The following is a 23,459-nucleotide window of genomic DNA, read 5'->3' on the forward strand; positions in this document are numbered from 1 at the left end:
CGCCATGCTGGAAGCGGCCCGATACACCGGTCAACCGATCAAATGGGTGGAATGATCAGGTCGAGCCGCGGGTATCCCTCCTCGCTGTCGCGTTCACCCTTTGGGGGCATGTGGAAGGTGTTGACCAGGTTGTCGCCCTGCAGGGTTTCCAGGTGGATGTCGAAGCCCCACAGGCGGTGCAGGTGCTTGAGCACGTCGTCGGTAGAGTCGCCCAGCGGTTTGCGGTCGTGCTGCTGGTGGCGCAGGGTCAGCGAGCGGTCGCCCCGGCGATCGACGTCCCAGATCTGGATGTTCGGCTCACGATTGCCGAGGTTGTACTGCGCGGCCAGGGTTTCGCGGATCTTGCGGTAGCCGTCGTCGTCGTGGATGGCATCGACCAGCAGGTCGTCCTTCTGGTCGTCGTCGAGGATGCTGAACAGCTTGAACTCGCGGATCACCTTGGGCGAGAGGAACTGCAGGACGAAGCTCTCGTCCTTGAAGCTCTTCATGGCGAACTTCAGGGTGGCCAGCCAGTCGCTGCCGGCGATGTCCGGGAACCAGCGCTTGTCCTCCTCGGTGGGGTTTTCGCAGATGCGGCGGATGTCGCGGTACATGGCGAAACCCAGGGCGTAGGGGTTGATGCCGCTGTAGTAGGGGCTGTCGAAACCGGGCTGGTAGACCACGCTGGTGTGGTACTGGAGGAACTCCATCATGAAACCGTCGCTGACCAGCCCCTCGTCGTAGAGGTCGTTGATCAGGGTGTAGTGCCAGAAGGTCGCCCAGCCTTCGTTCATCACCTGGGTCTGGCGCTGCGGGTAGAAGTACTGCGCGACCTTGCGCACGATGCGCACCACTTCGCGCTGCCAGGGCTCCAGCAGCGGTGCGTTCTTCTCGATGAAGTAGAGGATGTTCTCCTGCGGCTCGCTGGGGTAGCGGGCCAGGGATTGTTCCTTGTCCTTGCCGGTGGCCTTGGGAATAGTCCGCCAGAGGTCGTTGACCTGGCGCTGGATCTGCTCCTCGCGCTCCTTCTGGCGCTGCCGCTCTTCTTCGGCAGAGATCGGGTAGGGCCGCTTGTAGCGGTCCACGCCGTAGTTCATCAGGGCGTGGCAGGAGTCCAGCAGGTCTTCCACGGCATCGATGCCGTAACGTTCCTCGCACTTGTTGATGTAGGACTTGGCGAACACCAGGTAGTCGATGATCGACGTGGCGTCGGTCCAGGTGCGGAACAGGTAGTTGCCCTTGAAGAAGCTGTTGTGCCCGTAGCAGGCGTGGGCGATCACCAGCGCCTGCATGCACTGGGTGTTTTCTTCCATCAGGTAGGCGATGCACGGATCGGAGTTGATCACGATCTCGTAGGCGAGGCCCATCTGGCCGCGCTTGTAGTTCTTTTCCGTGCTGAGGAAGTGCTTGCCATAGGACCAGTGGTTGTAACCGATGGGCATGCCGACGGAGGCGTAGGCGTCCATCATCTGCTCGGCGGTGATCACCTCGATCTGGTTGGGGTAGGTGTCCAGCGCGTAACGTTCCGCGATACGGCTGATTTCGCGGTCGTATTGGCGGATCAGCTCGAAGGTCCACTCCGAGCCGGTGGCAATCGGCTGACGCTTACTCATGCGACGAGCCTCCTCTGGAACAGCTCGCGGAACACCGGATAGATGTCCGAGGAGGAGACGATCTGCTGCTGGGCGAAGCTGTCTTCGAAGCTGTCGCGGATCTTCTCGTACTCGAACCACAGCGCCTGGTGCTCGCGCGGGGTGATCTCGACGTAGGTGTAGTACTGCACGAACGGCATGATCTGTTTCATCAGGATATCGCGGCAGACCGGAGAATCATCGTTCCAGTTGTCGCCATCCGAGGCTTGCGCGGCGTAGATGTTCCACTCGTTGGTGGGGTAGCGCTCGGCCATCACTTCCTGCATCAGCTTGAGTGCGCTGGAGACGATGGTGCCGCCGGTTTCGCGGGAGTAGAAGAATTCCTCTTCGTCCACTTCCCGGGCGCTGGTGTGGTGGCGGATGAACACCACTTCGATCTTCTCGTAGTTCCGCTTGAGGAACAGGTAGAGCAGGATGAAGAAGCGCTTGGCGATGTCCTTGGTGGCCTGGGTCATGGAGCCGGAGACGTCCATCAGGCAGAACATCACGGCCTTGGAAGTCGGGTTGGGCTGTTTGACCAGCAGGTTGTACTTGAGGTCGAAGGTATCGAGGAACGGTACCCGGTCGATGCGCGCACGCATGCCGGCGATCTTCTGTTCCAGTTCCTGGATGTCGCCCAGGTTGTCCGGCTCTTCGCGCTTGAGCCGGTCCAGTTCGGCCAGGGCCGCGCGCAGCTTGCTGCGGGTCGAGCCGGACAGGGCGATGCGCCGCGCGTGGGCCGAGCGCAGGGTGCGCACGATGTTGATACGCGAGGGATTGCCCTCGTTGCTGATGCCGGCGCGCACGGTCTTGAAGGTGTCGCTACCGGTGAGATGACGCTTGACCAGGTTGGGCAGTTCCAGGTCCTCGAACATGAAGTCGAGGAATTCCTCCTGGGTGATCTGGAAGACGAAGTCGTCCATCCCATCACCCTGGTTGCTGGCCTTGCCGCCACCGCGTCCGCCGCCGCCGCCCTGGGGCCGCGGGATGTGTTCGCCGGAGGTGAATTCCTTGTTGCCGGGGTGGACGATCGTCTGCCGGCCGCCACGGCCATGGTGCAGCACCGGCTCGTCGATATCGCGGCCGGGAATACTGATCTGCTCGCCATGTTCCATATCGGTGATGGAACGACGGCTGACGGCCTCCTCCACGGCCTTCTTGATGTGCTCACGATAACGCCGCAGGAAGCGCTGGCGGTTCACCGTGCTCTTGTTCTTGCCGTTCAGACGCCGGTCGATGACGTAGCTCATGAATGCTCCTCAGGGCCTGCTGCGCGGCGGCGTGGAGCCGCCCCGGAGCAGGTCCGAATGCGACGGCGACCGGCGCGACGGAAACCGCCGCGCCGATGGCAGACTACTGCGACTTGCGAACCCGCAGATACCATTCCGACAGCAGGCGCACCTGCTTCTCGGTGTAGCCGCGCTCGACCATGCGTTTGACGAAGTCGTTGTGCTTCTGCTGATCCTCCTTGCTCGCCTTGGCGTTGAAGCTGATGACCGGCAGCAGGTCCTCGGTGTTGGAGAACATTTTCTTCTCGATCACCACGCGCAGCTTCTCGTACGACAGCCAGCTGGGGTTCTTGCCGTTGTTGCCGGCGCGGGCGCGCAACACGAAGTTGACGATTTCGTTGCGGAAGTCCTTCGGGTTGCTGATGCCAGCCGGCTTCTCGATCTTCTCCAGTTCCTCATTGAGGGCGGCGCGGTTGAGGATCTCGCCGGTTTCCGGGTCGCGGTATTCCTGGTCCTGGATCCAGAAATCGGCGTACAGCACGTAGCGGTCGAAGATGTTCTGGCCATACTCGCTGTAGGACTCCAGGTAGGCGGTCTGGATTTCCTTGCCGATGAACTCGACGTAGCGCGGCGCCAGGTATTCCTTCAGGAAGCGCAGGTAACGCTCGCGGGTTTCCGGCGGGAACTGCTCCTGTTCGATCTGCTGCTCCAGCACATAGAGCAGATGCACCGGGTTGGCCGCCACCTCATGCGGGTCGAAGTTGAAGACTTTCGACAGGATCTTGAAGGCGAAGCGGGTGGAAAGCCCGGCCATGCCCTCGTCGACCCCGGCGGTGTCGCGGTATTCCTGGATGGACTTGGCCTTGGGATCGGTGTCCTTGAGGTTTTCGCCGTCGTAGACGCGCATCTTCGAGTAGATGTTGGAGTTTTCCGGCTCTTTCAGGCGCGACAGCACGGAGAACTGCGAGAGCATCTTCAGGGTGTCCGGCGCGCAGTGGGCGTGCGCCAGGGAGCTGTTGACCAGCAGTTTGTCGTAGATCTTGATCTCGTCGGAGACGCGCAGGCAGTACGGCACCTTGACGATGTAGATCCGGTCGATGAAGGCCTCGTTGTTCTTGTTGTTGCGGAAGCTGTGCCACTCCGACTCGTTGGAGTGGGCGAGAATGATGCCGCTGTAGGGCAGGGAGCCGAGGCCCTCGGTGCTGTTGTAGTTGCCTTCCTGGGTCGCGGTGAGCAAGGGGTGCAGGACCTTGATCGGCGCCTTGAACATCTCGACGAATTCCATCAGGCCCTGGTTGGCCCGGCACAGCGCGCCCGAGTAGCTGTAGGCGTCGGCGTCGTTCTGCGGGAATTCTTCCAGCTTGCGGATATCCACCTTGCCGACCAGTGCGGAGATGTCCTGGTTGTTCTCATCGCCCGGCTCGGTCTTGGCGATGGCGATCTGGTTGAGGATCGAGGGATGCAGCTTGACCACGCGGAACTGGCTGATGTCGCCGCCGAATTCGTTGAGGCGCTTGGTCGCCCAGGGCGACATCACCGAACGCAGGTAACGCCGGGGAATGCCGTAGTCCTCTTCGAGGATGGCGCCGTCTTCATCCGGGTTGAACAGCCCCAGGGGCGATTCGAACACCGGTGAGCCCTTGATGGCGTAGAAGGGCACGTGCTCCATCAGCTGCTTGAGCTTTTCGGCCAGGGACGACTTGCCGCCGCCGACCGGGCCGAGGAGGTAAAGGATCTGCTTCTTCTCTTCCAGGCCCTGGGCCGCGTGACGGAAGAAGGCGACGATCTGGTCGATGCACTCTTCCATGCCATGGAAGTCGGCAAAGGCCGGGTAGCGGCGGATCACCTTGTTGGAGAAGATCCGCGACAGGCGCGAATCGACGGAGGTGTCCAGTAGCTCGGGCTCACCGATGGCCATCAGTATCCGTTCGGCAGCGGTGGCGTAGGCGGTCTTGTCCTGCTTGCAGAGATCCAGGTACTCCTGCAGGGAGTATTCCTCTTGGCGGGTCGCTTCGAAGCGTTCCTGGAAGTGACTGAAAATGCTCATGACGTCTCCTCGCTCGATGCATGGAGCCGGCGCGGGATCGGTCGTGTGCGGGTGCGGTCGGGCCGCCAGTGATGCCGGCGAGAATCCCCCAGAACTCCAACGGAACCTGGCCTCTGCCCTGATCCGCCCCAAATGGTCACTGCCGATTACCCGGAAGCCGGTGTGCCGGCTCTCCCTGTTTTGGATGGCCTGAGGGAAAGGATAGTTCGTTCTCAGACCTGTAAAGGGCGAAAGCGCGAGAAGTTACAGATTTTTTGAAGGGCTATTCCGCCTCTTTCGTAGGGGCTTTCAGTCAGAACCGCCTGCGCTGGTATCCGCGGGATAGACGCTGCGCCACAGTTCGAAGCCGCCGTCGAGGCTGTAGACCTCGGAGAAGCCCTGCTGGACGAAATAGGCCGCCGCGCTCTGGCTGGAGTTGCCGTGGTAGCAGACCACGACCAGCGGTGCGTCCATGTCCGCCTCGCGGATGAAGTCGGCCACCGAGTAATTGTCGATGTGCCGCGAGCCGGTGATGTGGCCCATGGCGTAGCTCTGCGGGTCGCGGATGTCGACGACCTGGGCGCCGCCTTCGCGCAGTTGCTGGGCCAGATCGGGGGCGATGCGCTTGAAATCGCTCATGTGAGATACCTCGCAAGAGGCGGGGCGCCTGGCCCCGCTGGAATCAGGGGTGTTCGCGGGCGCAACTGCAGTGGAGGCGCTCGAGGGTGTCGACGTTCAGCAGGGTCATGCTGCCGCCCCAGACGCAACCGGTGTCCAGGGCGAACAGGCCGGGGACATCGCACAGGCCTTCCAGTGCCGCCCAGTGGCCGAAGATGACCTTGCGTCCGGCAGCCTTGCGCTCGGCGTGGCTGAACCAGGGGGCGTAGCCGGGCGGCGCGGTGTCCAGGCCTTCCTTGGATTTCAGGTCGAGCTTGCCCTCGGGGGTGCAGAAGCGCATGCGCGTGAAGTAGTTGGTGATCACCCGCAGGCGCTCGATGCCGTGCAGCTTCTTGTCCCACTTGGCCGGCTCGTTGCCATACATGCCATCCAGGAACAGTGGCAACTGCTCGTCATCGTGCAGCACCGCCTCGACTTCGGCGGCGCGCTGCAGGGACTTCTCGATGGTCCACTGCGGCGGAATGCCGGCATGCACCAGGGTGAAGTCGCGCGCGGCGTCGTGGTAGACCAGCCGCTGCTGACGCAGCCACTCGATCAGCTCGGCGCAGTCCGGGGCCTCGATGATCTCGCGCAGGGTGTCGTTCTTCTTCAGGCGCTCGGTGTTGTAGGCCACGGCCACCAGGTGCAGGTCGTGGTTGCCCAGCACGCAGACCAGCGACTCGCGGATGGAGTAGAGGTAGCGCAGGGTTTCCAGCGAGGCCGGGCCACGGTTGACCAGGTCGCCGACCAGCCAGAGCTTGTCCTTGGCGGGGTCGAACTTCACCTGGTCGAGCAGGCACTTGAGCGGTTCCAGGCAACCCTGCAGGTCGCCGACGGCGTAGGTGGCCATCAGTGCAGGGCCCCTGGTACGGCCAGGCGGAACACCGGGATCTCGGCGTCGAAGTGATGGCCGTCGTCGGCGATCATCTGGTAGCTGCCGTGCATGCTGCCCACCTGGGTGGCGAGCACGGTGCCACTGGTGTAGGTGTGGCTGGCGCCCGGCTCGATCAGCGGCTTCTCGCCGACTACGCCGGCGCCGCGCACTTCCTGCACATGGCCGTTGCCGTCGGTGATGACCCAGTGGCGGGTGAGCAGCTTGGCGGCCTGTTCGCCCTGGTTGTGAATAGTCACGGTGTAGGCGAACACGTAGCGTTGCTGTTCCGGCTGGGATTGCTCCGGCAGGTGGCGGGTGGTGACGCTGACGGTGACGTTGTAGCGCGGATCGCTCATGCGGAAGTGTCCTGCGCAGGGAGGTCGGCCAGGCGGTTGGCCAGGCGGACGAAGTCGGCCACGTCCAGTTGCTCAGGGCGCAGGGTCGGGTCTACGCCTGCGGCTTCGATCTCTTCCACGCTCATCAGGTTGCGCAGGGTGTTGCGCAAGGTCTTGCGCCGCTGGTTGAAGGCTTCGCGGACGATGCGTTCGAGCAGGCGGTGGTCCTTGGCCGGGTGCGGCAGTTCGGTATAGGGCACCAGGCGCACGATCGCCGATTCGACTTTCGGCGGCGGGTTGAAGGCGCCCGGGCCGACGGTGAACAGGTAATCCACGCGGCAGAAGTACTGCACCATGATCGACAGGCGGCCCCAGTCGCCGTTGCCCGGCTCGGCGGCCAGGCGCTCCACCACTTCCTTCTGCAGCATGAAGTGCATGTCCTGGATGATCGAAGCGTGATCCAGAAGGTGGAAAATCAGCGGCGTGGAGATGTTGTAGGGCAGGTTGCCGACCACGCGCAGCTTGTCCTCCGGGGAGGCGACGAGACTTGCGAAGTCGAACTTCATGGCGTCGCCCTGATGCAGGCTGAAGTTGGGCTTGAGGCCGAAGCGCCATTTCAGTTGCGGGATCAGGTCCAGGTCCAGCTCGATCACATCGAGTTTGGCGCCGCTGTCCACCAGGCCTTCGGTCAGGGCGCCCTGGCCCGGGCCGATTTCCAGCAGGTGCTGGCCTTCCTTGGCGGCGATGGCGCGCAGGATGCGGTGGATCACTCCGGCATCGTGCAGGAAGTTCTGGCCGAAGCGTTTGCGGGCGCGGTGTTGGAAGAGTTCGGACATCAAGGGCTCCGGAGGAGCAGCTGGGAGCGCGAGGCTGCGAGCTGGGGACGAAAAACCGTCAGTTTACCAGCCCCGCGCGGCCAGCACGAAACGCTGGCCGAACGGAAGTCGGGATTCAGCGCCGTGCGGCGCCGGCTTCGGCCATCTGGTAGGCGGTTTCCAGGGCGACTTGCAGGCTGCCGCTGTCGATCCGGCCAGTGCCGGCGAGATCCAGGGCTGTGCCGTGGTCCACCGAGGTACGGATGATCGGCAGGCCCAGGGTGACGTTCACCGCCGCGCCGAAACCCTTGTACTTGAGCACAGGAAGGCCCTGGTCGTGGTACATGGCGAGCACCGCGTCGCAGTGCTCCAGATGCTTGGGGGTGAACAGGGTGTCGGCCGGCAGTGGGCCGATCAGTTGCATGCCCTCAGTACGCAGGCGCTCCAGGGTCGGCTCGATGACGTCGATTTCCTCGTGGCCGAGGTGGCCGCCTTCGCCGGCGTGGGGGTTCAGGCCGCAGACCAGGATGCGCGGGTTGGCCAGGCCGAACTTGTCGCGCAGATCGGCGTGGAGGATACGGGTGACGCGCTCCAGGCGCTCCGGGGTGATGGCGTCGGCGATCTGCCGCAACGGCAGGTGGGTGGTCACCAGGGCCACGCGCAGGCCGCGGGTGGCGAGCATCATGACGACCTGGGCGGTGGAGGTCAGGTCGGCGAGGAATTCGGTGTGGCCGGAGAAGGCGATGCCTGCCTCGTTGATCACGCCCTTGTGCACCGGTGCGGTAATCATCCCGGCGAAGTGCCCATCCAGGCAGCCTTGGCCGGCGCGGGTCAGGGTTTCCAGTACGTAGGCGGCGTTGGCTTTGTCCAGCTTGCCCGGTTCGACCGGCGCGGCCAGCGGGGTGTCCCACACATAGAGAGTGCCGGCGGTAGACGGCGCGCTCGGCCAATGATCAGGGCCAACTTCTTGCAGGGTGATGTTCAGCCCCAGCAGCTCGGTGCGCTCGGTCAGCAGCTGCCGGCTGGCGACGGCGACCAGTGGATGGGGCTGGGCCTCGCGGGCCAGCAGCAGGCAGAGGTCGGGACCGATGCCGGCTGGTTCGCCGGGAGTCAGGGCAAAGAGTGGGGATGTGCTCATCAGGTGATCTCGAATCGGGGCGTTGGAGCAGATGCGCCTACTCTACGACGAAGCCTCCTCACGACGAAGCTTGGCGCGGATAAAAAGAAACCCGGCCAAGGCCGGGTTTCTTCGTAGCGACTCAAGCGTCTTACTGCTTGATCTCGACGTAGGCTTCGTCGCGGATCTGCCGCAGCCAGGCCTGCAGTTCTTCGTCGTACTTACGTGCGCGAAGGGTCTGGGCGGCCTGCTGTTCGCGGAACTTGTCACTGCTGTCGGTGGCGCGGCGGCCAAGGACTTCCAGCACGTGCCAGCCGAACGGCGAGCGGAACGGTTTGGTGACCTGGCCCTGCGGCGCGTTGTTCATCACCTCGCGGAATTCCGGTACCAGGGACTCCGGGTCGACCCAGTTGAGGTCGCCACCATTGAGCTTGGAGCCCGGGTCTTCGGAATACTTCTTCGCCAGTTCGGCGAAGCTCTCGCCGGCCTGGATGCGCTCGTAGAGCTTCTCGGCCAGGCGCTGGGTTTCTTCGTCGCTGCGGATTTCGCTGGGCTTGAGCAGGATGTGGCGGACGTGTACTTCGTCACGCAGCATCTTGCTGCCGCCGCGCTTCTCTTCCAGCTTGAGGATGATGTAGCCGCCCGGGGTGCGCACCGGCTCGGTCACGTCACCGACGGCCAGGCTACCGACCATGCTGTCGAACGGGGAGGGCAGCTGGGCAGCCTTGCGCCAGCCGATCTCGCCGCCTTCCAGGGCGTTATCGCCGGCCGAGCGGGACACCGCCAGTTGGCTGAAGTCCGCGCCCTGCTTGAGTTGCTGGTACAGCTCGGCGGCCTGGCGGCCAGCGGCCTGTACGGTTTCCGGCGAGGCGCCGTCGGGTACCGGGATCAGGATGTTGGCCAGGCGGTACTCTTCGGAGAGCTGGATCTTGCCCATGTCGGAGGCGAGGAAGTTCTGCACTTCCTGCTCGCTGACCTGGATGCGCTCGGCCACGCGGCGCTGACGCACGCGGCTGATGACCATCTCGCGGCGCACCTGCTCGCGGGCGTCGTCATAGGACAGGCCGTCACGGGCGAGGGCGGCGCGGAACTGATCCAGGCTCATATTGTTGCGTTGGGCAATGGTGCCCATGGCCTGGTTCAGCTCCTCATCGGTGATGCGGATGCCGGAGCGGTCGCCGATCTGCAGCTGGATGTTCTCGATGATCAGGCGCTCGAGCACCTGCTGGGTCAGAACATGTTCCGGCGGCAGCGGCGCGCCACGCTTCTGGATGGTTGCACGGACTTCGCGCAGGCGTTGGTCCAGCTGGCTCTGCATCACCACGTCGTTGTCGACGATAGCGACTACACGGTCCAGCGGAACCACTTCGGCGTGCACGACGGAACTTGCCAACAGCGCGCCCAGCATCAGCGGGCGCAGGGCCTTACATAGCATTGTCTTCACGTTGACGATAACCCTGGATACCTTGGTCGAGGAAGCCTTCCACCTGGTTGCCAACCACGCCGCCAAGGCCTTTCAAGATGATTTGCAGGAACACACCGTGGTCGGCCTTGGACGTCGACGTCACGTAATCCTCGTCGTCGTAGTCGACCCAGTAGCGATTGATCAGGCGCAGCTTCCAGCAGCAGCTGTCGTACTCGAAGCCACCGAAGGCTTCCAGCGTGCGGCTCTGGTTGTAGTCGAACTGCCAGCGGCCGATGGCGGCCCACTGAGGCACGACCGGCCACATGAACGAGAAGTCGTGCTGGTTGATCTTGTACTGGTCGCTGTTGTATTCGAACTTCCCGGTATTGGGATCGAATCGCTTGGTATCCGAGCGATAGCGGTAGCCGGCGTTCAGTACCTTGCGTGGATCGGCTTCGGGCTGGTAGTGGAACATCAGGTTACCGTTGTCGGTATGGTGCCTGTCCGCATTCCAGTTGAAGTCCGAGCTTGCATACCAGTCATGGTTGAAGCGATAGATGCCAGTCAGGGCGTACGGCGAGCGCCAGGTATCGGCGTCCGGGTTGCTTGCGCCACTGACTGCCAGGTCGTTCTCGGTCAGGCCGGGCAGTTGTACGCGGCGATCGCTGAAGTAGTAGATCTGGCCGGCGGCAATATAGGCGCGCTCGAATCCGTCGTCCTCGATGAAGCGCGAGCCCAGGCCGAGGGACAGCTGGTTGGCGTCGCCGATGCGGTCCTTGCCGGTGAAGCGGTTTTCACGCCACAGCGAATCGTAGCTGAAGGTGAATTCGCCGGTGTCGAAGGTCGGCAGGTTGTCCTGGTTCTTGTACGGCACGTACAGGTACATCGCGCGCGGTTCCAGGGTCTGGCGGAACTTGGTACCACCGAAGGTGGTGTCGCGGTCGAAGTACAGGCCGGAGTCCAGCTTGGCCAGCGTCAGCGAGCGGTCAGGGCTGCTGTCGTAGTTCAGCCAGGGCTGATTCTGGGTGATGTATTGCTGACCTTTGCCATCCAGGTCCAGGTCATACTTGGTATAGAGCCCCTTGACGGTCGGGGTCATGAAGCCCCAACTGCGGTTCATCGGCAGGCTGATACCCGGCTCGGCGTGGAAACGATCGCCGGTCGCGCGCGCAAGGCCCTGGATGTTGGTGTCCGGACGCGGTACCTGGAATGTCGGATTGTCTTCGTCGGGAACGTAGAGGCCTTCATCCAGGTCGCGGTCGAAGCGGACCAGCTCTGTGCCGTAAGTGAATTTCAGGCCGCCCGGATTGAACGGCAGCGTACCGTCCAGGGTGAGCTGCGGCAGGCGATCATACGGCGTCACGTCGGTCACGGTCGCCAGCTGATAGGCCTGGGCATTCAGGCGCGCGGTGTAGCTGTCGCCGCGGTAGGTCAGCGAGCCCTGCTGGTTCACATAGGTCGGCGAGCCGATGCCCAGCGAGGTGTCCAGGTCCTGGAAGTAGTACGGGTCGCTGATGCGGGTGTAGTCCACCTGCGCCAGCAGACGCGAATCCAGGCCGCTGACGTTCTTCCAGCCATACAGCCAACGGGTGTCGGTGTATTGCGGGAAGTCCTTGCGGTCATCGTTCTTGTCGTTCAGGTAGGCCGCGTTGAACTGGCCTTCACTGGTGTGGGTCAGGTAGCGGAACTCGCCTTCCATCAGCAGGCCACGCTTGACCATGTAACGCGGGTACAACGTGGCGTCGTAGTTCGGCGCCAGGTTGAAGTAGTACGGCGTGGTCAGGGTGAAACCGGTATCGGTCGAGGTGGCGAACGACGGCGGCAGGAAACCGGACTGGCGACGGTTGTCGATCGGGAAATAGATGTACGGGGTGTAGAACACTGGAATGTCCTTCACCCGCAAGGTCGCGTTGGTCGCGGTGCCGAAACCGGTGGCCGGGTTCAGCTTGATATTGTTGCCCTTGAGGACCCAGGCGTTGCTATTGGGTTCGCAGCGGGTGTAGGTACCGTCCTTGAGCTGGATGATCGCGTCTTCCTGGCGCTTGGCGTACAGCGCGCTGCCGCGTACCTGGGCCTGGTGCATGACGTATTCGGCGTTGTCGATCTTCGCTGCGCCGTTGTCCAGTTGCAGCTCGGCGTGGTCGCCGACGATCAGCGCGCCGTTGTCACGCAGCTTGACGTTGCCGACCAGTTCGCCGCGGTTCTCGGCCTGGTGCAGGTTGGCTTCGTCCGCCTCGACCTGCATGCTGCCCTGGCGCAGGACCACGTTACCCGCGAGGGTGGCGATCTGCTTTTCCTGCTCGTAGCGCGACACCTTGGCCGAGACGTAAGTTGGCGCCTCGTCGTTCGGCGTCTTGTCGTTCATGCCTGGACGCACCGGCTCGACGTATTCGCCGCTGCAGTACGGGCCTATCTCTGCCAACTGGGCGGCAGTCAGCTTCTCGCGCGGAACCCAGTCGAGGTGGCTGTAGTCGGTGCTGCGCGACTTCAGGCCACGGCCGCCGGACTGGGTAACCAGTTGCTTGGGCTCTTCAGCGCTGGTGGTCGAGCCGCCGGCCGCCTCGCCGCTGGCGGCGGTGCTGGCGCCCGCACTCACGGCAGTGGCACTGTGTTGCGGACGCGGAATGCTGGTGGCGCTCTCCTGCGGTGCACAATTCCAGGCACCGGAGGCAGAGGGTTGGCAGGCGAACTGCTGACCGGGTGCCGCGGTCACAGAGGCGAGCGGCTGAATAGCCAGCAGGCCGCCGGTCACCAGTAAGGGGAATTTTCTACGGAACACGGGGAAATTCACTGCCATCTTGTTAATCCGGGCTTCCTGCAAGCCATCGGCCCAGTGAGGACCGCGAGCCTCTCGATGGGCTCAAAAAGATGCTGGATAATAAAGCATGACCCGCGCAACGGCTAGGGCCGTGGAGAACCCATAAAGATGTCACAGGATGCCCGTTACCAGCAGATGATCGGCTGGTTGGACTTGAGTTTGCCCGCTGTGTTCAATGCTGAAGGTTGGGGCCCGGTGCCCGAGGCGAGCCTGACGCCGGCCAGCAGCGATGCCAGCTTCCGTCGTTATTTCCGTTGGCAGGGCGATGGCCGCAGCCTGATCGTGATGGATGCGCCGCCACCCCAGGAAGATTGCCGTCCCTTCGTCAAGGTCGCCGGTTTGCTGGCCGAAGCCGGCGTGCACGTGCCGAAGATTCTCGCCGAGGATGTCGAGCAGGGTTTCCTGCTGCTCAGCGATCTCGGCCGTCAGACCTACCTCGACGTGCTCAACCCGCAGAACGCCGAGGAACTGTTCGAGTCTGCGCTCGATGCGCTGGTAGCCTTCCAGCAGGTGGACGTCGCCGATCGCCTGCCGGCTTATGACGAAGCCCTGCTGCGCCGCGAGCTGCAGCTGTTCCCCGACTGGTATCTGCAGCGCCACCTGGGCGTTACCCTGGAGGGCGAGCAGCTGGCCGCCTGGCAGCGCACCTGCGACCTGCTGGTGGGCAGTGCGCTCGATCAGCCGCGCGTACTGGTGCACCGCGACTACATGCCGCGCAACCTGATGCTCAGCGAGCCGAATCCGGGGGTCCTGGATTTCCAGGATGCCGTCTACGGCCCGGTCACCTATGACGTGACCTGCCTTTACAAGGACGCCTTCCTCAGTTGGCCGGAGCCGCGCGTGCACGATGGCCTGTCGCGCTACTGGCGCAAGGCACAGGCCGCCGGCATTCCGCTGCCGGAACGCTTCGAGGACTTCCTGCGCGCCAGCGACCTGATGGGCGCACAGCGCCACCTCAAGGTGATCGGCATCTTCGCCCGCATCTGCCACCGCGACGGCAAACCACGCTACCTGGGCGACGTGCCGCGCTTCTTCCGTTACCTGGAAAACGTCATCGCCCGTCGTCCCGAACTGGCCGACCTCGCCGCGCTGCTGGCCAGCCTGCCCAAAGACGAGACACATCCCGCATGAAGGCCATGATCCTCGCCGCGGGCAAGGGCGAACGCCTGCGCCCGCTGACCCTGCATACGCCCAAGCCGCTGGTGCGAGCAGGTGGCGTGCCGCTGATCGAGTACCAACTGCGGGCGCTTCGCCGTGCCGGTTTCGATCAGTTGGTGATCAACCACGCCTGGCTCGGCCAGCAGATCGAGGACTATCTGGGCGACGGCGCGCAGTTCGAGGTGAGCATCCGCTATTCGGCCGAAGGCGAGCCGCTGGAAACCGGAGGAGGCATCTTCAAGGCGCTGCCGCTGCTGGGGGACGAAGCCTTCGTCATCGCCAACGGCGACATCTGGACCGACTTCGACTACGCGAGCCTGCACGGTGCGCTGGCCGAGGACGATCTGGCGCACCTGGTGCTGGTGGACAATCCCGGGCATCACGCGCGCGGCGATTTCTGCCTGCGTGATGGCCGGGTGAGCGACTACCGCGAAGACGAGCCGAGTCTGACCTACAGTGGCATCGCCGTCCTGCATCCCGCGTTGTTCGATGGCTGCGAGCCCGGTGCCTTCAAGCTGGCTCCGTTGCTCCGCCAGGCGATGGCAGCGGGGCGCGTGAGTGGCGTCCTGCATGCGGGGCGCTGGGTCGATGTCGGCACCCATGAGCGTCTGGCCGACGTCGAACGCCAGTTGGCGGAGGGCTGAGGTGTTCTGGCCGGGCACATTGCTGGGCCTGCTCGCCGGCTGGGCGCTGGCGAGCATTCCCGGAGCCCTGCTCGGTGGGCTGCTCGGCCAGGTGCTCGATCGCCGTCTGAAAGTGCGCTCGTGGCGCGGATTGCTGGAGCAGTTGCGCGGTGGTCCGCAGGTCGGTGACCGCGAGCTGCTGTTCCTCCTGCTCGGCTGCCTGGCCAAGAGCCGGGGGCGTGTGCATGACGCACACATCCAGCAGGCCCGCGCGGAAATGCTGCGCCTGCAACTGGACGACCATGCGCGCCGCCAGGCCATCGAGGCCTTCGGGCGCGGCAAGAAGGGCGGCGAATTGCTGGAGATCGGCCTGCGCCAGCGGCGCGGCCATGAAGCGACAGCGGAAGGGCTGCTGCTGGCTTGCTGGCGCATGGCCTGGGCGGCCGGTGCGCCGGGTTCGGCGGAGAAACACCTGATCCTGCAATGGGGTGACTGGCTCGGTCTTTCGCGCGCCCGCATTCAGGCCCTGGCCGCGAGCGCGGAGCGGGCGAAGCCAGCGGTGACGCCGCGCGAGTCCTATACCCAGGCCTTGCGCGTGCTGGGCGTGACGCCGGACAGCGAGCCGGAGGAGATCAAGCGCGCCTACCGCAAGCTGGTCAGCCAGAACCACCCGGACAAGCTCGAAGGCCTGGGCGCGAGCCCCGAGCGCATCGCTGCCGCCACCGAGAAAACCCGCGAGATCCAGGCCGCCTACCTGCTGGTCCGGCAGCGTCGGGGCTTCCGCTGAATCAGGGCTGCTCGATCGGCTCCAGGTGCATCGACAGCCAGCCGCGAATTCGGCGGTAAAGCTGTTCCTGCTCGGTGGCGAGGTCGGCGGGCAGGGCGTTCATGCCGATCTGGATGTAGTTCGGTGACTTCTGCCGTTTGCTGGCGTGCAGGCGCCGCTGCGCCGCTGCGCGGTCTACGGCCTTGTCCTTGTAGTAGAAGTCGCCGGTGGCGAGGTTGAGCAGGGGGACCGTTTCTTCCAGCGACGGTAGGAAGTCACGCGGCATGGCCGGCGCCACCAGTAGCAGATTCTTGATATCGGCCGGCGCGCGTTCGCCCAGGTAGCGGGTTGCCCAGTAGGCGCCGGTGCCGTGCCCCAGGAGGACGATGGTCCTGGGTTTGTGCTGCTCGGCCAGATCGACCGCCGCCTGGATGCGCGCCAGTACACGCTCGGCGTGGGCCTTGCGCAGCGCCACCGGGTCGGTCGGTGTCGGCGCGCTTTCTGCCGGGCTGGCCTGGGCCGGCTCGGCGCTGCCGGCTTCGCCGGTGCTTTCCGGGGTTGGCGTGGCGTTACCGGCGCTGCCCGTCACTTCCGGTTTGCTGGCACTGTCGGCGGCGGTGGCGTCGGTGTCCGCGCTGGCCTTGTCCGCCGACTCGGCCGGACGCGGCACCGGGGCGGTGCTTTGCGGGTCGGGCAGGGTCACGCTGAGGCTTTGCCAGCCGGCGTCGGGCAGCTTGCGTCGCAATGGGCTGATCGCCACCGGCCAATCGGCGCTTTCGCCGTCGCCGGGGATCAGGATCACCACGCCTTCCGCCTCGGCGGTGTTGGCCGGCAGCCAGAGTGCGAGGAAGCTTTCGTCACCCGCCTGCAGCATCTGCCGCTCCTGTTCCGGCAACTGCCGCTCCAGGCCGCTGGCGTCGTCCTGGCTGCGTTCGCTGACCTGCACCCGCACCGCCGGCGCAGCCGCAGGCTTCTCCTCGGCGGCGGGCTTGGTTGCTTCGGCCCATGTTGTCGACAGGGGCGTCAGTCCGAGCGACAGGCAGAGGGCGAGCAGGGTAGGGCGAGGCAGGTGCGGCATCGGCGATATCCATGTCCAGGGTGGGCGCGAGTGCGGCCAGCCTAGCGGCTGTTATTGGGTTTGTCAGGCGCAGGCCATGCCGGGTTCCACTGGGGTTGCTGTAAGGTATGCCGGCTGTTTACTGGCGCGATCGAATCCTGGGGTGCTGTCGGCATGAGTCGTCTGTTCTGGAAAGCCTGTCTGTTCTGGCTGTGCTGCCTGCCGTTGCTGGTCGCGGCGGAGACCGCTGCGCCGTCGCTGACGCTGGACGAGGCGCAGCGCGCGTGGCTGGCCGAGCACCCGCAATTGCGCGTCGGTACGCTGCTGGAGGCGCCCTATGTGCAGCAGGACCGGCGCCTGCAACAGCTGTCCGGAGCGAACGTGGAATTGCTGGAATGGCTGGCCAAGTCCATGGGAGTGACCCTGCAGTGGCGCACCTATTCGGACCCGGCGGCGCTGGAGCGTGCGGTGCGTTCCGGGGATATCGACCTGGCGCCAGGCATCAGTCAGACGCCGGCGGCGCTGCGCGACTGGCTGTTCTCCGACCCCTATCTGCGCGTACCGCGCCTGGTGGTGGGCGACCGCCGCAGCGGTACCTCGGTGGAGCTGGACAACCTCGGCGATGGTGAATCCGTCGCTATCCGCGGGCCCGGATCGGTGGTGGATTACCTGCGCGGCACTTATTCGAGCCTTGCGCTGCAGGTGGTCGACAGCGATCGCGAGGCGCTGCGCAAGGTGCTCGGCCGCGAAGCCAACTATGCGGTCATCGACGAGGCGCAGTTGGCGCGCCTGACCCGCGAGACCGAGTTTACCGGCCTCTCGGTGGTGGCCGACATCGGCTACCCGCAGCTGCTGCGCGTCGCCACCCGGCGCGACCTGCCGCAGTTGGCGTCGATCATCGATGTGGCCCTGCGCGCGGTGCCGGCCAAGGACCTGGATCAGCTCCACGAGCGCTGGCTGCAACCCACCTATCCGCGCCTGGGCTCCTCGCCGGGCTTCTGGCAGAACCTCTGCATCCTGCTCGGCCTGCTGCTGGCCTTCGCCACCGGCGCCTTGCTGTTGCAGCGCCGCCAGCATCGGGCGCTGGAATCGCGCCTGGTCGCGGCGCGGCGCGATATCGAGTTGCGCCAGGCTGCCGAGCAGGCGCTGCGCCTGACCCAGTTCGCCATCGACAGCAGCACGGTGGGCATTCTCTGGGTCAACTGGGACAGCCACGTACGCTATGCCAACCGCGCCGCCGAGGAAATGCTCGGCTATCTGCCGGGCAGCCTGGTGGATCGCCCGTTGGCGGACCTCGAACCGACGCTGGACATGGACCGCTGGCTCAACCTCTGGCGCCGCGCGCGCAATGCCGACGAGGCGCCGCTGAGCTTCGAGACCCAGTGCCTGCGCGCCGACGGCCAGTGGCTGCCGGCGGATGTCTCGCTGAGTTTCCTGCGTTTCGGCGATTCCGAATACCTGCTGGTGTTCCTCAACGACGTCACCGAGCGCCGCCGCGCCCGTGCCGCGCTGGAGGAAAGCGAGGCGCGCCTGCAGGGCATCGCCGCCAACGTGCCGGGGCTGGTGTTCCGTCTGGAGCCCAACGCGCCGGAGGATGACTCCGACTTCGCCTACATCAGCTTCATCACCGGCGGCAGCGAGACCTCCCTCGGATACGCCCCCGGCTACCTGCGCGAGAGCGGCCTCGGGATCATGGGACTGGTGGTGCCCTCCGAACGCGACAGCTATCTCGCCAGCCAGTTGCAGGCGGTGGAAAGCGGCAGCAACTGGCGTTGGCAGGGGCGCATCCTCACCCGCAGCCATGAGCCGCGCTGGGTGGACATCAAGGCCACCGTGCGGACCCTCGACGACGGCCGCCTGGCCTGGGACGGCGTGGTCTGGGATATCACCGAGAACAAGCAGATCGAGCTGGAGCTGGGCGAGTCTCGCGCGCAACTGCGCGAATTGTCCGCGCACCTGGAAAGCGTGCGGGAGGAGGAGAAGGCGCGGATCGCCCGGGAAGTGCACGATGAACTGGGCCAGGTGCTTACCGTGCTCAAGCTGGAAACCTCGATGTGCGAGCTGGCCTACGCCGAGTTGGACGGTGGCTTGCGTGAGCGCCTGGACAACATGAAGCGCCTGATCGCCCAGCTGTTTCAGCTGGTGCGCGATGTGGCCACCGCGCTGCGTCCGCCGATCCTCGATGCCGGCATCGGTTCGGCGGTCGAATGGCAGGCGCGGCGCTTCGAGGCGCGCACGCAGATTCCCTGCCTGGTGCAGGTGCCGGAGAACCCACCGGCGCTGTCGGACGCCAAGGCCATCGGCCTGTTCCGCATCCTCCAGGAGGCGCTGACCAACGTCATGCGCCATGCCCAGGCGCATACTGTGGAGTTGCAACTGGGCGTCGAGGGCGACGAGTTGTGCCTGCGCATCGAAGACGATGGCGTGGGCTTCGACCCGAGCGCCACGCGCCAGGGCGTGTCCTTCGGTCTGGTGGGCATGCGCGAGCGGGTGTTGATGTTCGGCGGCACGCTGCAGATCGACAGCCAGCCCGGGGAGGGCACCACGCTGTGGATTCGGGTGCCCCTGGGCAACGATGGCTATGGCGACAACCCAAACGATAATGACAACGAAGGGGAGGAATGGCGGTGATTCGAGTACTGGTGGCGGAAGACCATACGATCGTGCGCGAGGGCATCAAGCAGCTGATCGGCATGGCCAAGGACCTGCAGGTGGTGGGCGAGGCCACCAACGGCGAACAGCTGCTCGAAACGCTGCGCCAGACACCTTGCGAGGTGGTCCTGCTGGACATCTCCATGCCCGGCGTCAACGGCCTGGAAGCCATCCCCCGAATTCGCGCACTGAACAATCCGCCGGCGATCCTGATGTTGTCGATGCACGACGAAGTGCAGATGGTCGCCCGTGCGTTGAAGGCCGGCGCCGCCGGTTATGCCACCAAGGACAGCGACCCGGCGCTGCTGCTCACCGCGATCCGCAAGATCGCCAGCGGCGGCCGCTACATCGATCCGGACCTGGCCGACCGCATGGTCTTCGAAGTCGGCCTGACCGACTCGCGGCCGCCCCACGCGCTGCTCTCTGAGCGGGAGTTCTCGGTGTTCGAGCGCCTGGTGCATGGCGAGGGCGTCAACGAGATCGCCCAGCAGTTGGCGGTCAGCAGCAAGACCATCAGCACCCACAAGGCCCGGTTGATGCAGAAGCTCAACGCCAACTCGGTGGCGGACCTGGTGCGCTACGCCATGGAGCACAAGCTCCTTTGAATTGGCCTGTTCGCTGTTTGATCTGCGACAGTTCGCCCGCTGAATTTTCCCCTCGCTCTGTGCGACGTGTCCGATTTTTGTAAGAAGCCGTCTATCTAGCCAGCGTGAGGCAGGGAATCATTGCCCGCTTCATGCAGTGCGTCGTGATAACAAGGAGAAGAAGATGTTGCGAGCGGTAAGGGGAGGGCTGCTGGTCGGCCTGCTGGGGAGCGTCGCGCTGCCGGCGCTGGCGGACTATGTCACGGTGATTTCCTTTGGCGGCGCCAACAAGGAAGCCCAGGAAGCGGCCTTCTACAAACCCTTCAAGGCGGCCACCGATACGGCGGTCGTGCACGGCTCCTACAACGGTGACCTGGCCAAGCTCAAGCGCATGGTGGAGATCAGCCATGTGTCCTGGGATGTGGTGGAAGTCGAGGCCCCTGAGCTCGCGCGCGGTTGCGAGGAAGGGCTGTTCATGAAGCTCGACGCCAAGACCGTCGGCAATGCCGCCGACTTCGTCCCCGGCGCCGTGCAGCCCTGCGGCGTCGGCATCTTCGTCTGGACCACCCTGCTGGCCTACAACCAGAGCAAGCTGCAAGGCACGCCCAGCGGCTGGGCGGACTTCTGGGACACCAAGAAATTTCCCGGCAAGCGCGGGCTGCGTTGGGGCGCCAAATACAGCCTGGAATTCGCCCTGATGGCGGACGGCGTCGCGCCCAAGGACGTCTACAAGGTGCTCGCTACCGACGAGGGCGTCGACCGCGCCTTCCGCAAGCTCGACGAACTCAAACCGAGCATCAACTGGTGGAAATCCGGCCAGGACCCTGTGCGCGACCTGGCTGACGGCACCGTGGTGATGAGCTCCGCCTACAACGGCCGGATCGCCGCCGCGCAGGGCGAGCAGAAGGGCTTCCGCATGGTCTGGGCCGGTGGCATCTACGACTTCGACTTCTGGGCGCTGCCCTCGGGCGTGTTCAAGAAGGAACTGGCCGAGCGATTCGTCCATTTCGCCAGCCAGCCGCCGCAACAGAAGGCCTTCGCCGAGAATATTTCCTACGGCCCGACCAACCGCAAAGCCGTGGAGTTGCTGGCGCCGGACGTCGCCGCCAACCTGCCCACCGCGCCGCAGAACATCGCCAACGCCGTAGGCATGAACGTGGCGTTCTGGGCCGAGCACGGCGATGCCCTGGAGAAGCGCTTCCAGGCCTGGGCCAAGCGCTGAAGGCGGGTCTCGGACCCGTCGCGCAAGCAGCGGGTCCGATATGCCATTTCGCTACTTTTTGTAGGGCGATCCCTACAAAGCATCCTCTCTAAGCCTTATAGCAATCTCTCATACCGCCCGATTTGCGTGCAGGTCCAGCTTCTCTAGGCTTGAGATCAACGGCATTTACAAAAAAACAAAGGTGCGGTTATGGCCGAGAATCAGGCAAACGATGTGCTGGTGAGCTTCCGTGGTGTGCAGAAGAGCTACGACGGCGAATCGCTCATCGTGAAGGACCTCAATCTGGACATTCGCAAAGGCGAATTCCTGACGCTGCTGGGGCCTTCCGGTTCCGGCAAGACCACCAGCCTGATGATGCTGGCCGGTTTCGAAACCCCCACCGCCGGTGAAATCCAGCTCGCCGGCCGCGCCATCAACAACGTTCCCCCGCACAAGCGTGACATCGGCATGGTGTTCCAGAACTATGCCCTGTTCCCGCATATGACCGTGGCCGAGAACCTGGCCTTCCCGCTGTCCGTGCGCGGCATGAGCAAGACCGACGTCACCGAGCGCGTGAAGCGCGCCCTGTCGATGGTCCAGCTCGATACCTTCGCCGGCCGTTATCCCGCCCAGCTCTCCGGTGGCCAGCAACAGCGCGTGGCCCTGGCCCGCGCGCTGGTCTTCGAGCCGCAACTGGTGCTGATGGACGAACCCCTGGGTGCGCTCGACAAGCAACTGCGCGAGCACATGCAGATGGAGATCAAGCACATCCACCAGCGCCTGGGCGTGACCGTGGTCTACGTGACCCACGACCAGGGCGAGGCGCTGACCATGTCCGACCGCGTGGCCGTGTTCCACCAGGGCGAGATCCAGCAGATCGCCCCGCCGGCCGAGCTCTACGAGCACCCGCGCAACTCCTTCGTGGCCAACTTCATCGGCGAGAACAACCGTATCGCCGGCCAGCTGCAGGCGCGCGATGGCGACCGCTGCACCGTGGGCCTGGCCCGTGGCGAGAAGGTCGAGGCGCTGGCGGTCAACGTCGGCAACGTCGGTGACACCGTCAGCCTGTCGATCCGTCCCGAGCGCGTGCGCCTGAACGGTCACAGCGAAAACTGCGTGAACCGCTTCTCCGGCCGCGTCGCCGAGTTCATCTACCTGGGCGACCACGTGCGCATCCGCCTGGAGGTGTGTGGCCGTACCGATTTCTTCGTCAAGCAGCCGATCGCCGAGCTCGATCCCGCGCTCAGCGTTGGCGATGTAGTACCGCTGGGCTGGGCCGTCGAGCACGTCCGCGCGCTCGATCCTCTGCCGGCGGCGTGACACCAAGGCCCGGCCACTCCCGGGCCTGATGCATCCAAGAAAAACAAACCTGCACACTGTGGAGAGAACAATAATGTCGAAGTCCCTGAAAGCAGCGGGCTTGAAGCTCGCGGCACTGAGCGTCGGCCTGGCCTGCGCGGCCCAGTCGATGGCCGCCACCGACCTGACCGTGGTGTCCTTCGGTGGCGCCAACAAGAACGCCCAGGTGAAGGCGTTCTACGAGCCCTACCAGAAGAGCACCGGCGATAAGATCGTCGCTGGCGAGTACAACGGCGAGATGGCCAAGGTGAAGGCCATGGTCGACACCAACAGCGTCTCCTGGGACCTGGTGGAAGTGGAATCGCCGGAACTGGCCCGCGGCTGTGACGAAGGCCTGTTCGAGCCCATCGACCCGGCCATCCTCGGCAAGGCTGACGACTACGTACCGGGCGCCGTGACCAACTGCGGCGTTGGCTTCTTCGTGTGGTCCACCGTCCTGGCCTACAACGCGGACAAGCTCAAGACCGCTCCGACCAGCTGGGCCGATTTCTGGGACACCCAGAAATTCCCGGGCAAGCGCGGCCTGCGTAAGGGCGCCAAGTACACCCTGGAGTTCGCCCTGATGGCCGACGGCGTCGCGCCCAAGGACGTCTACAAGGTGCTGGCCACCAAGGAAGGCCAGGACCGCGCCTTCAAGAAACTCGACCAGATCAAGCCGAGCATCCAGTGGTGGGAAGCCGGCGCCCAGCCGCCGCAGTACCTCGCTTCCGGCGACGTGGTCATGAGCTCTGCCTACAACGGCCGCATCGCTGCCGTGCAGAAGGAGAGCAACCTGAAGATCGTCTGGAACGGCGGCATCTACGACTTCGACGCCTGGGCCATCCCGAAGGGCGCCAAGAAAGTCGAGGAGAGCCTCAAGTTCATCGCCTTCTCGGTCAAGCCCGAGCAGCAGAAGATCTACGCCGAGAACATCGCCTACGGCCCGGTGAACAAGAACACCGTGCCGCTGCTCGGCAAGGAACTGCTGCACAACATGCCGACCACCCCGGAAAACATGCAGGGCCAGGTGGGCATGGACGTGACCTTCTGGGCTGACTACGGCGAGCAGCTGGAGCAGCGCTTCAACGCCTGGGCTGCCAAGTAAGACGCAGTGCCTGACCGCCGTGGCCGTTCGAGCCACGGCGGACCGGAGTCGCAGCGCCCCCTCGCGGCGGCTCCTCCTGACACCACACC

General features: G+C 64.6%; 19 protein-coding genes. 8 read left to right on the forward strand and 11 right to left on the reverse strand.

Annotated elements, in window-relative coordinates; genetic code table 11:
* Positions 1-38 precede the first annotated feature (38 nt).
* The 10 genes from SD196_RS02575 to SD196_RS02620 form a co-directional block, all read right to left on the reverse strand.
* Complete coding sequence (locus tag SD196_RS02575) at positions 39-1,592, reverse strand: SpoVR family protein (protein ID WP_275609920.1); 1,554 nt, start codon at positions 1,590-1,592, stop codon at positions 39-41.
* Positions 1,589-2,860 (reverse strand): YeaH/YhbH family protein, encoded by a 1,272-nt coding sequence (locus tag SD196_RS02580; protein WP_331319922.1) that lies wholly within the window; start codon positions 2,858-2,860, stop codon positions 1,589-1,591. The genes SD196_RS02575 and SD196_RS02580 overlap by 4 nt, the downstream gene beginning before the upstream one ends.
* A 103-nt stretch (positions 2,861-2,963) precedes the next feature.
* A complete protein-coding gene (locus SD196_RS02585; protein ID WP_015475261.1) occupies positions 2,964-4,886 on the reverse strand; it encodes a PrkA family serine protein kinase in 1,923 nt (640 codons plus the stop codon).
* Positions 4,887-5,174: 288 nt separating this feature from the next.
* Positions 5,175-5,504: a thiosulfate sulfurtransferase GlpE gene (gene glpE / locus SD196_RS02590; RefSeq protein ID WP_152219810.1), complete on the reverse strand. Its 330-nt coding sequence runs from the start codon at positions 5,502-5,504 to the stop codon at positions 5,175-5,177.
* 43 nt (positions 5,505-5,547) lie between these two features.
* Entirely contained in the window at positions 5,548-6,372 is an 825-nt protein-coding gene (locus SD196_RS02595; protein ID WP_343578200.1) for a symmetrical bis(5'-nucleosyl)-tetraphosphatase, read from the reverse strand.
* On the reverse strand, positions 6,372-6,752 hold the full coding sequence (gene apaG / locus SD196_RS02600; protein ID WP_152219814.1) for a Co2+/Mg2+ efflux protein ApaG: 381 nt from the start codon (positions 6,750-6,752) through the stop codon (positions 6,372-6,374). The genes SD196_RS02595 and apaG overlap by 1 nt, the downstream gene beginning before the upstream one ends.
* Positions 6,749-7,567 carry a 16S rRNA (adenine(1518)-N(6)/adenine(1519)-N(6))-dimethyltransferase RsmA gene (gene rsmA, locus SD196_RS02605; protein WP_343578201.1) on the reverse strand — a complete coding sequence of 273 codons (819 nt, stop codon included), beginning with the start codon at positions 7,565-7,567 and terminating at the stop codon, positions 6,749-6,751. The genes apaG and rsmA overlap by 4 nt, the downstream gene beginning before the upstream one ends.
* A 115-nt stretch (positions 7,568-7,682) precedes the next feature.
* Positions 7,683-8,684 carry a 4-hydroxythreonine-4-phosphate dehydrogenase PdxA gene (gene pdxA, locus SD196_RS02610; protein ID WP_343578202.1) on the reverse strand — a complete coding sequence of 334 codons (1,002 nt, stop codon included), beginning with the start codon at positions 8,682-8,684 and terminating at the stop codon, positions 7,683-7,685.
* Positions 8,685-8,814: 130 nt separating this feature from the next.
* Complete coding sequence (locus SD196_RS02615; protein ID WP_343578204.1) at positions 8,815-10,107, reverse strand: peptidylprolyl isomerase; 1,293 nt, start codon at positions 10,105-10,107, stop codon at positions 8,815-8,817.
* Entirely contained in the window at positions 10,088-12,865 is a 2,778-nt protein-coding gene (locus tag SD196_RS02620; protein ID WP_416311035.1) for an LPS-assembly protein LptD, read from the reverse strand. Before SD196_RS02620 ends, SD196_RS02615 begins: the two co-directional genes overlap by 20 nt.
* 129 nt (positions 12,866-12,994) lie before the next feature.
* Here SD196_RS02620 and SD196_RS02625 point away from each other — a divergent pair, with 129 nt between their 5' ends.
* Genes SD196_RS02625 through SD196_RS02635 form a run of 3 tightly spaced genes read left to right on the forward strand, consistent with a single transcriptional unit; the run spans position 12,995 to position 15,454 of the window.
* Positions 12,995-14,017, forward strand: coding sequence for an aminoglycoside phosphotransferase family protein (locus tag SD196_RS02625; RefSeq protein WP_416311036.1), 1,023 nt, complete (start codon positions 12,995-12,997; stop codon positions 14,015-14,017).
* Positions 14,014-14,688, forward strand: a complete 675-nt coding sequence (gene murU / locus SD196_RS02630) for an N-acetylmuramate alpha-1-phosphate uridylyltransferase MurU (RefSeq protein ID WP_275609928.1) — start codon at positions 14,014-14,016, stop codon at positions 14,686-14,688. Before SD196_RS02625 ends, murU begins: the two co-directional genes overlap by 4 nt.
* A 1-nt stretch (position 14,689) precedes the next feature.
* A complete protein-coding gene (locus SD196_RS02635; protein WP_275611871.1) occupies positions 14,690-15,454 on the forward strand; it encodes a DnaJ domain-containing protein in 765 nt (254 codons plus the stop codon).
* 1 nt (position 15,455) lies between these two features.
* Here the strand turns inward: SD196_RS02635 and SD196_RS02640 are convergent, their stop codons facing one another.
* Positions 15,456-16,511, reverse strand: coding sequence for an alpha/beta hydrolase family protein (locus SD196_RS02640; protein WP_416311037.1), 1,056 nt, complete (start codon positions 16,509-16,511; stop codon positions 15,456-15,458).
* A gap of 153 nt (positions 16,512-16,664) precedes the next feature.
* On the opposite strand from SD196_RS02640, the gene SD196_RS02645 reads away from it, so the two are divergent.
* The 5 genes from SD196_RS02645 (at position 16,665) to SD196_RS02665 (ending at position 23,370) form a co-directional block, all read left to right on the forward strand.
* Complete coding sequence (locus SD196_RS02645) at positions 16,665-19,121, forward strand: PAS domain S-box protein (RefSeq protein WP_416311038.1); 2,457 nt, start codon at positions 16,665-16,667, stop codon at positions 19,119-19,121.
* Positions 19,112-19,747, forward strand: a complete 636-nt coding sequence (locus SD196_RS02650) for a response regulator transcription factor (protein ID WP_343578208.1) — start codon at positions 19,112-19,114, stop codon at positions 19,745-19,747. Before SD196_RS02645 ends, SD196_RS02650 begins: the two co-directional genes overlap by 10 nt.
* A gap of 163 nt (positions 19,748-19,910) precedes the next feature.
* Positions 19,911-20,948 carry an ABC transporter substrate-binding protein gene (locus SD196_RS02655; RefSeq protein ID WP_370600594.1) on the forward strand — a complete coding sequence of 346 codons (1,038 nt, stop codon included), beginning with the start codon at positions 19,911-19,913 and terminating at the stop codon, positions 20,946-20,948.
* A gap of 189 nt (positions 20,949-21,137) precedes the next feature.
* On the forward strand, positions 21,138-22,247 hold the full coding sequence (locus SD196_RS02660; RefSeq protein ID WP_275609932.1) for an ABC transporter ATP-binding protein: 1,110 nt from the start codon (positions 21,138-21,140) through the stop codon (positions 22,245-22,247).
* Positions 22,248-22,320: 73 nt separating this feature from the next.
* Positions 22,321-23,370: an ABC transporter substrate-binding protein gene (locus SD196_RS02665; protein ID WP_275609933.1), complete on the forward strand. Its 1,050-nt coding sequence runs from the start codon at positions 22,321-22,323 to the stop codon at positions 23,368-23,370.
* Positions 23,371-23,459: the final 89 nt, after the last annotated feature.

The sequence above is a fragment of the Pseudomonas macauensis genome, from assembly GCF_047902425.1.
Lineage (GTDB): Bacteria > Pseudomonadota > Gammaproteobacteria > Pseudomonadales > Pseudomonadaceae > Pseudomonas.

Excerpts from the sequence above, each read along its gene's own strand:
- SD196_RS02585 (WP_015475261.1), bottom strand. The coding sequence starts at position 4,886 with ATGAGCATTTTCAGTCACTTCCAGGAACGCTTCGAAGCGACCCGCCAA.
- SD196_RS02650 (WP_343578208.1), top strand. The coding sequence starts at position 19,112 with ATGGCGGTGATTCGAGTACTGGTGGCGGAAGACCATACGATCGTGCGC.
- pdxA (WP_343578202.1), bottom strand. The coding sequence starts at position 8,684 with ATGAGCACATCCCCACTCTTTGCCCTGACTCCCGGCGAACCAGCCGGC.
- glpE (WP_152219810.1), bottom strand. The coding sequence starts at position 5,504 with ATGAGCGATTTCAAGCGCATCGCCCCCGATCTGGCCCAGCAACTGCGC.
- rsmA (WP_343578201.1), bottom strand. The coding sequence starts at position 7,567 with ATGTCCGAACTCTTCCAACACCGCGCCCGCAAACGCTTCGGCCAGAAC.
- SD196_RS02575 (WP_275609920.1), bottom strand. The coding sequence starts at position 1,592 with ATGAGTAAGCGTCAGCCGATTGCCACCGGCTCGGAGTGGACCTTCGAG.
- SD196_RS02640 (WP_416311037.1), bottom strand. The coding sequence starts at position 16,511 with ATGCCGCACCTGCCTCGCCCTACCCTGCTCGCCCTCTGCCTGTCGCTC.
- SD196_RS02655 (WP_370600594.1), top strand. The coding sequence starts at position 19,911 with ATGTTGCGAGCGGTAAGGGGAGGGCTGCTGGTCGGCCTGCTGGGGAGC.
- SD196_RS02580 (WP_331319922.1), bottom strand. The coding sequence starts at position 2,860 with ATGAGCTACGTCATCGACCGGCGTCTGAACGGCAAGAACAAGAGCACG.
- SD196_RS02595 (WP_343578200.1), bottom strand. The coding sequence starts at position 6,372 with ATGGCCACCTACGCCGTCGGCGACCTGCAGGGTTGCCTGGAACCGCTC.
- apaG (WP_152219814.1), bottom strand. The coding sequence starts at position 6,752 with ATGAGCGATCCGCGCTACAACGTCACCGTCAGCGTCACCACCCGCCAC.
- SD196_RS02665 (WP_275609933.1), top strand. The coding sequence starts at position 22,321 with ATGTCGAAGTCCCTGAAAGCAGCGGGCTTGAAGCTCGCGGCACTGAGC.
- SD196_RS02620 (WP_416311035.1), bottom strand. The coding sequence starts at position 12,865 with ATGGCAGTGAATTTCCCCGTGTTCCGTAGAAAATTCCCCTTACTGGTG.
- SD196_RS02645 (WP_416311038.1), top strand. The coding sequence starts at position 16,665 with ATGAGTCGTCTGTTCTGGAAAGCCTGTCTGTTCTGGCTGTGCTGCCTG.
- murU (WP_275609928.1), top strand. The coding sequence starts at position 14,014 with ATGAAGGCCATGATCCTCGCCGCGGGCAAGGGCGAACGCCTGCGCCCG.
- SD196_RS02660 (WP_275609932.1), top strand. The coding sequence starts at position 21,138 with ATGGCCGAGAATCAGGCAAACGATGTGCTGGTGAGCTTCCGTGGTGTG.
- SD196_RS02625 (WP_416311036.1), top strand. The coding sequence starts at position 12,995 with ATGTCACAGGATGCCCGTTACCAGCAGATGATCGGCTGGTTGGACTTG.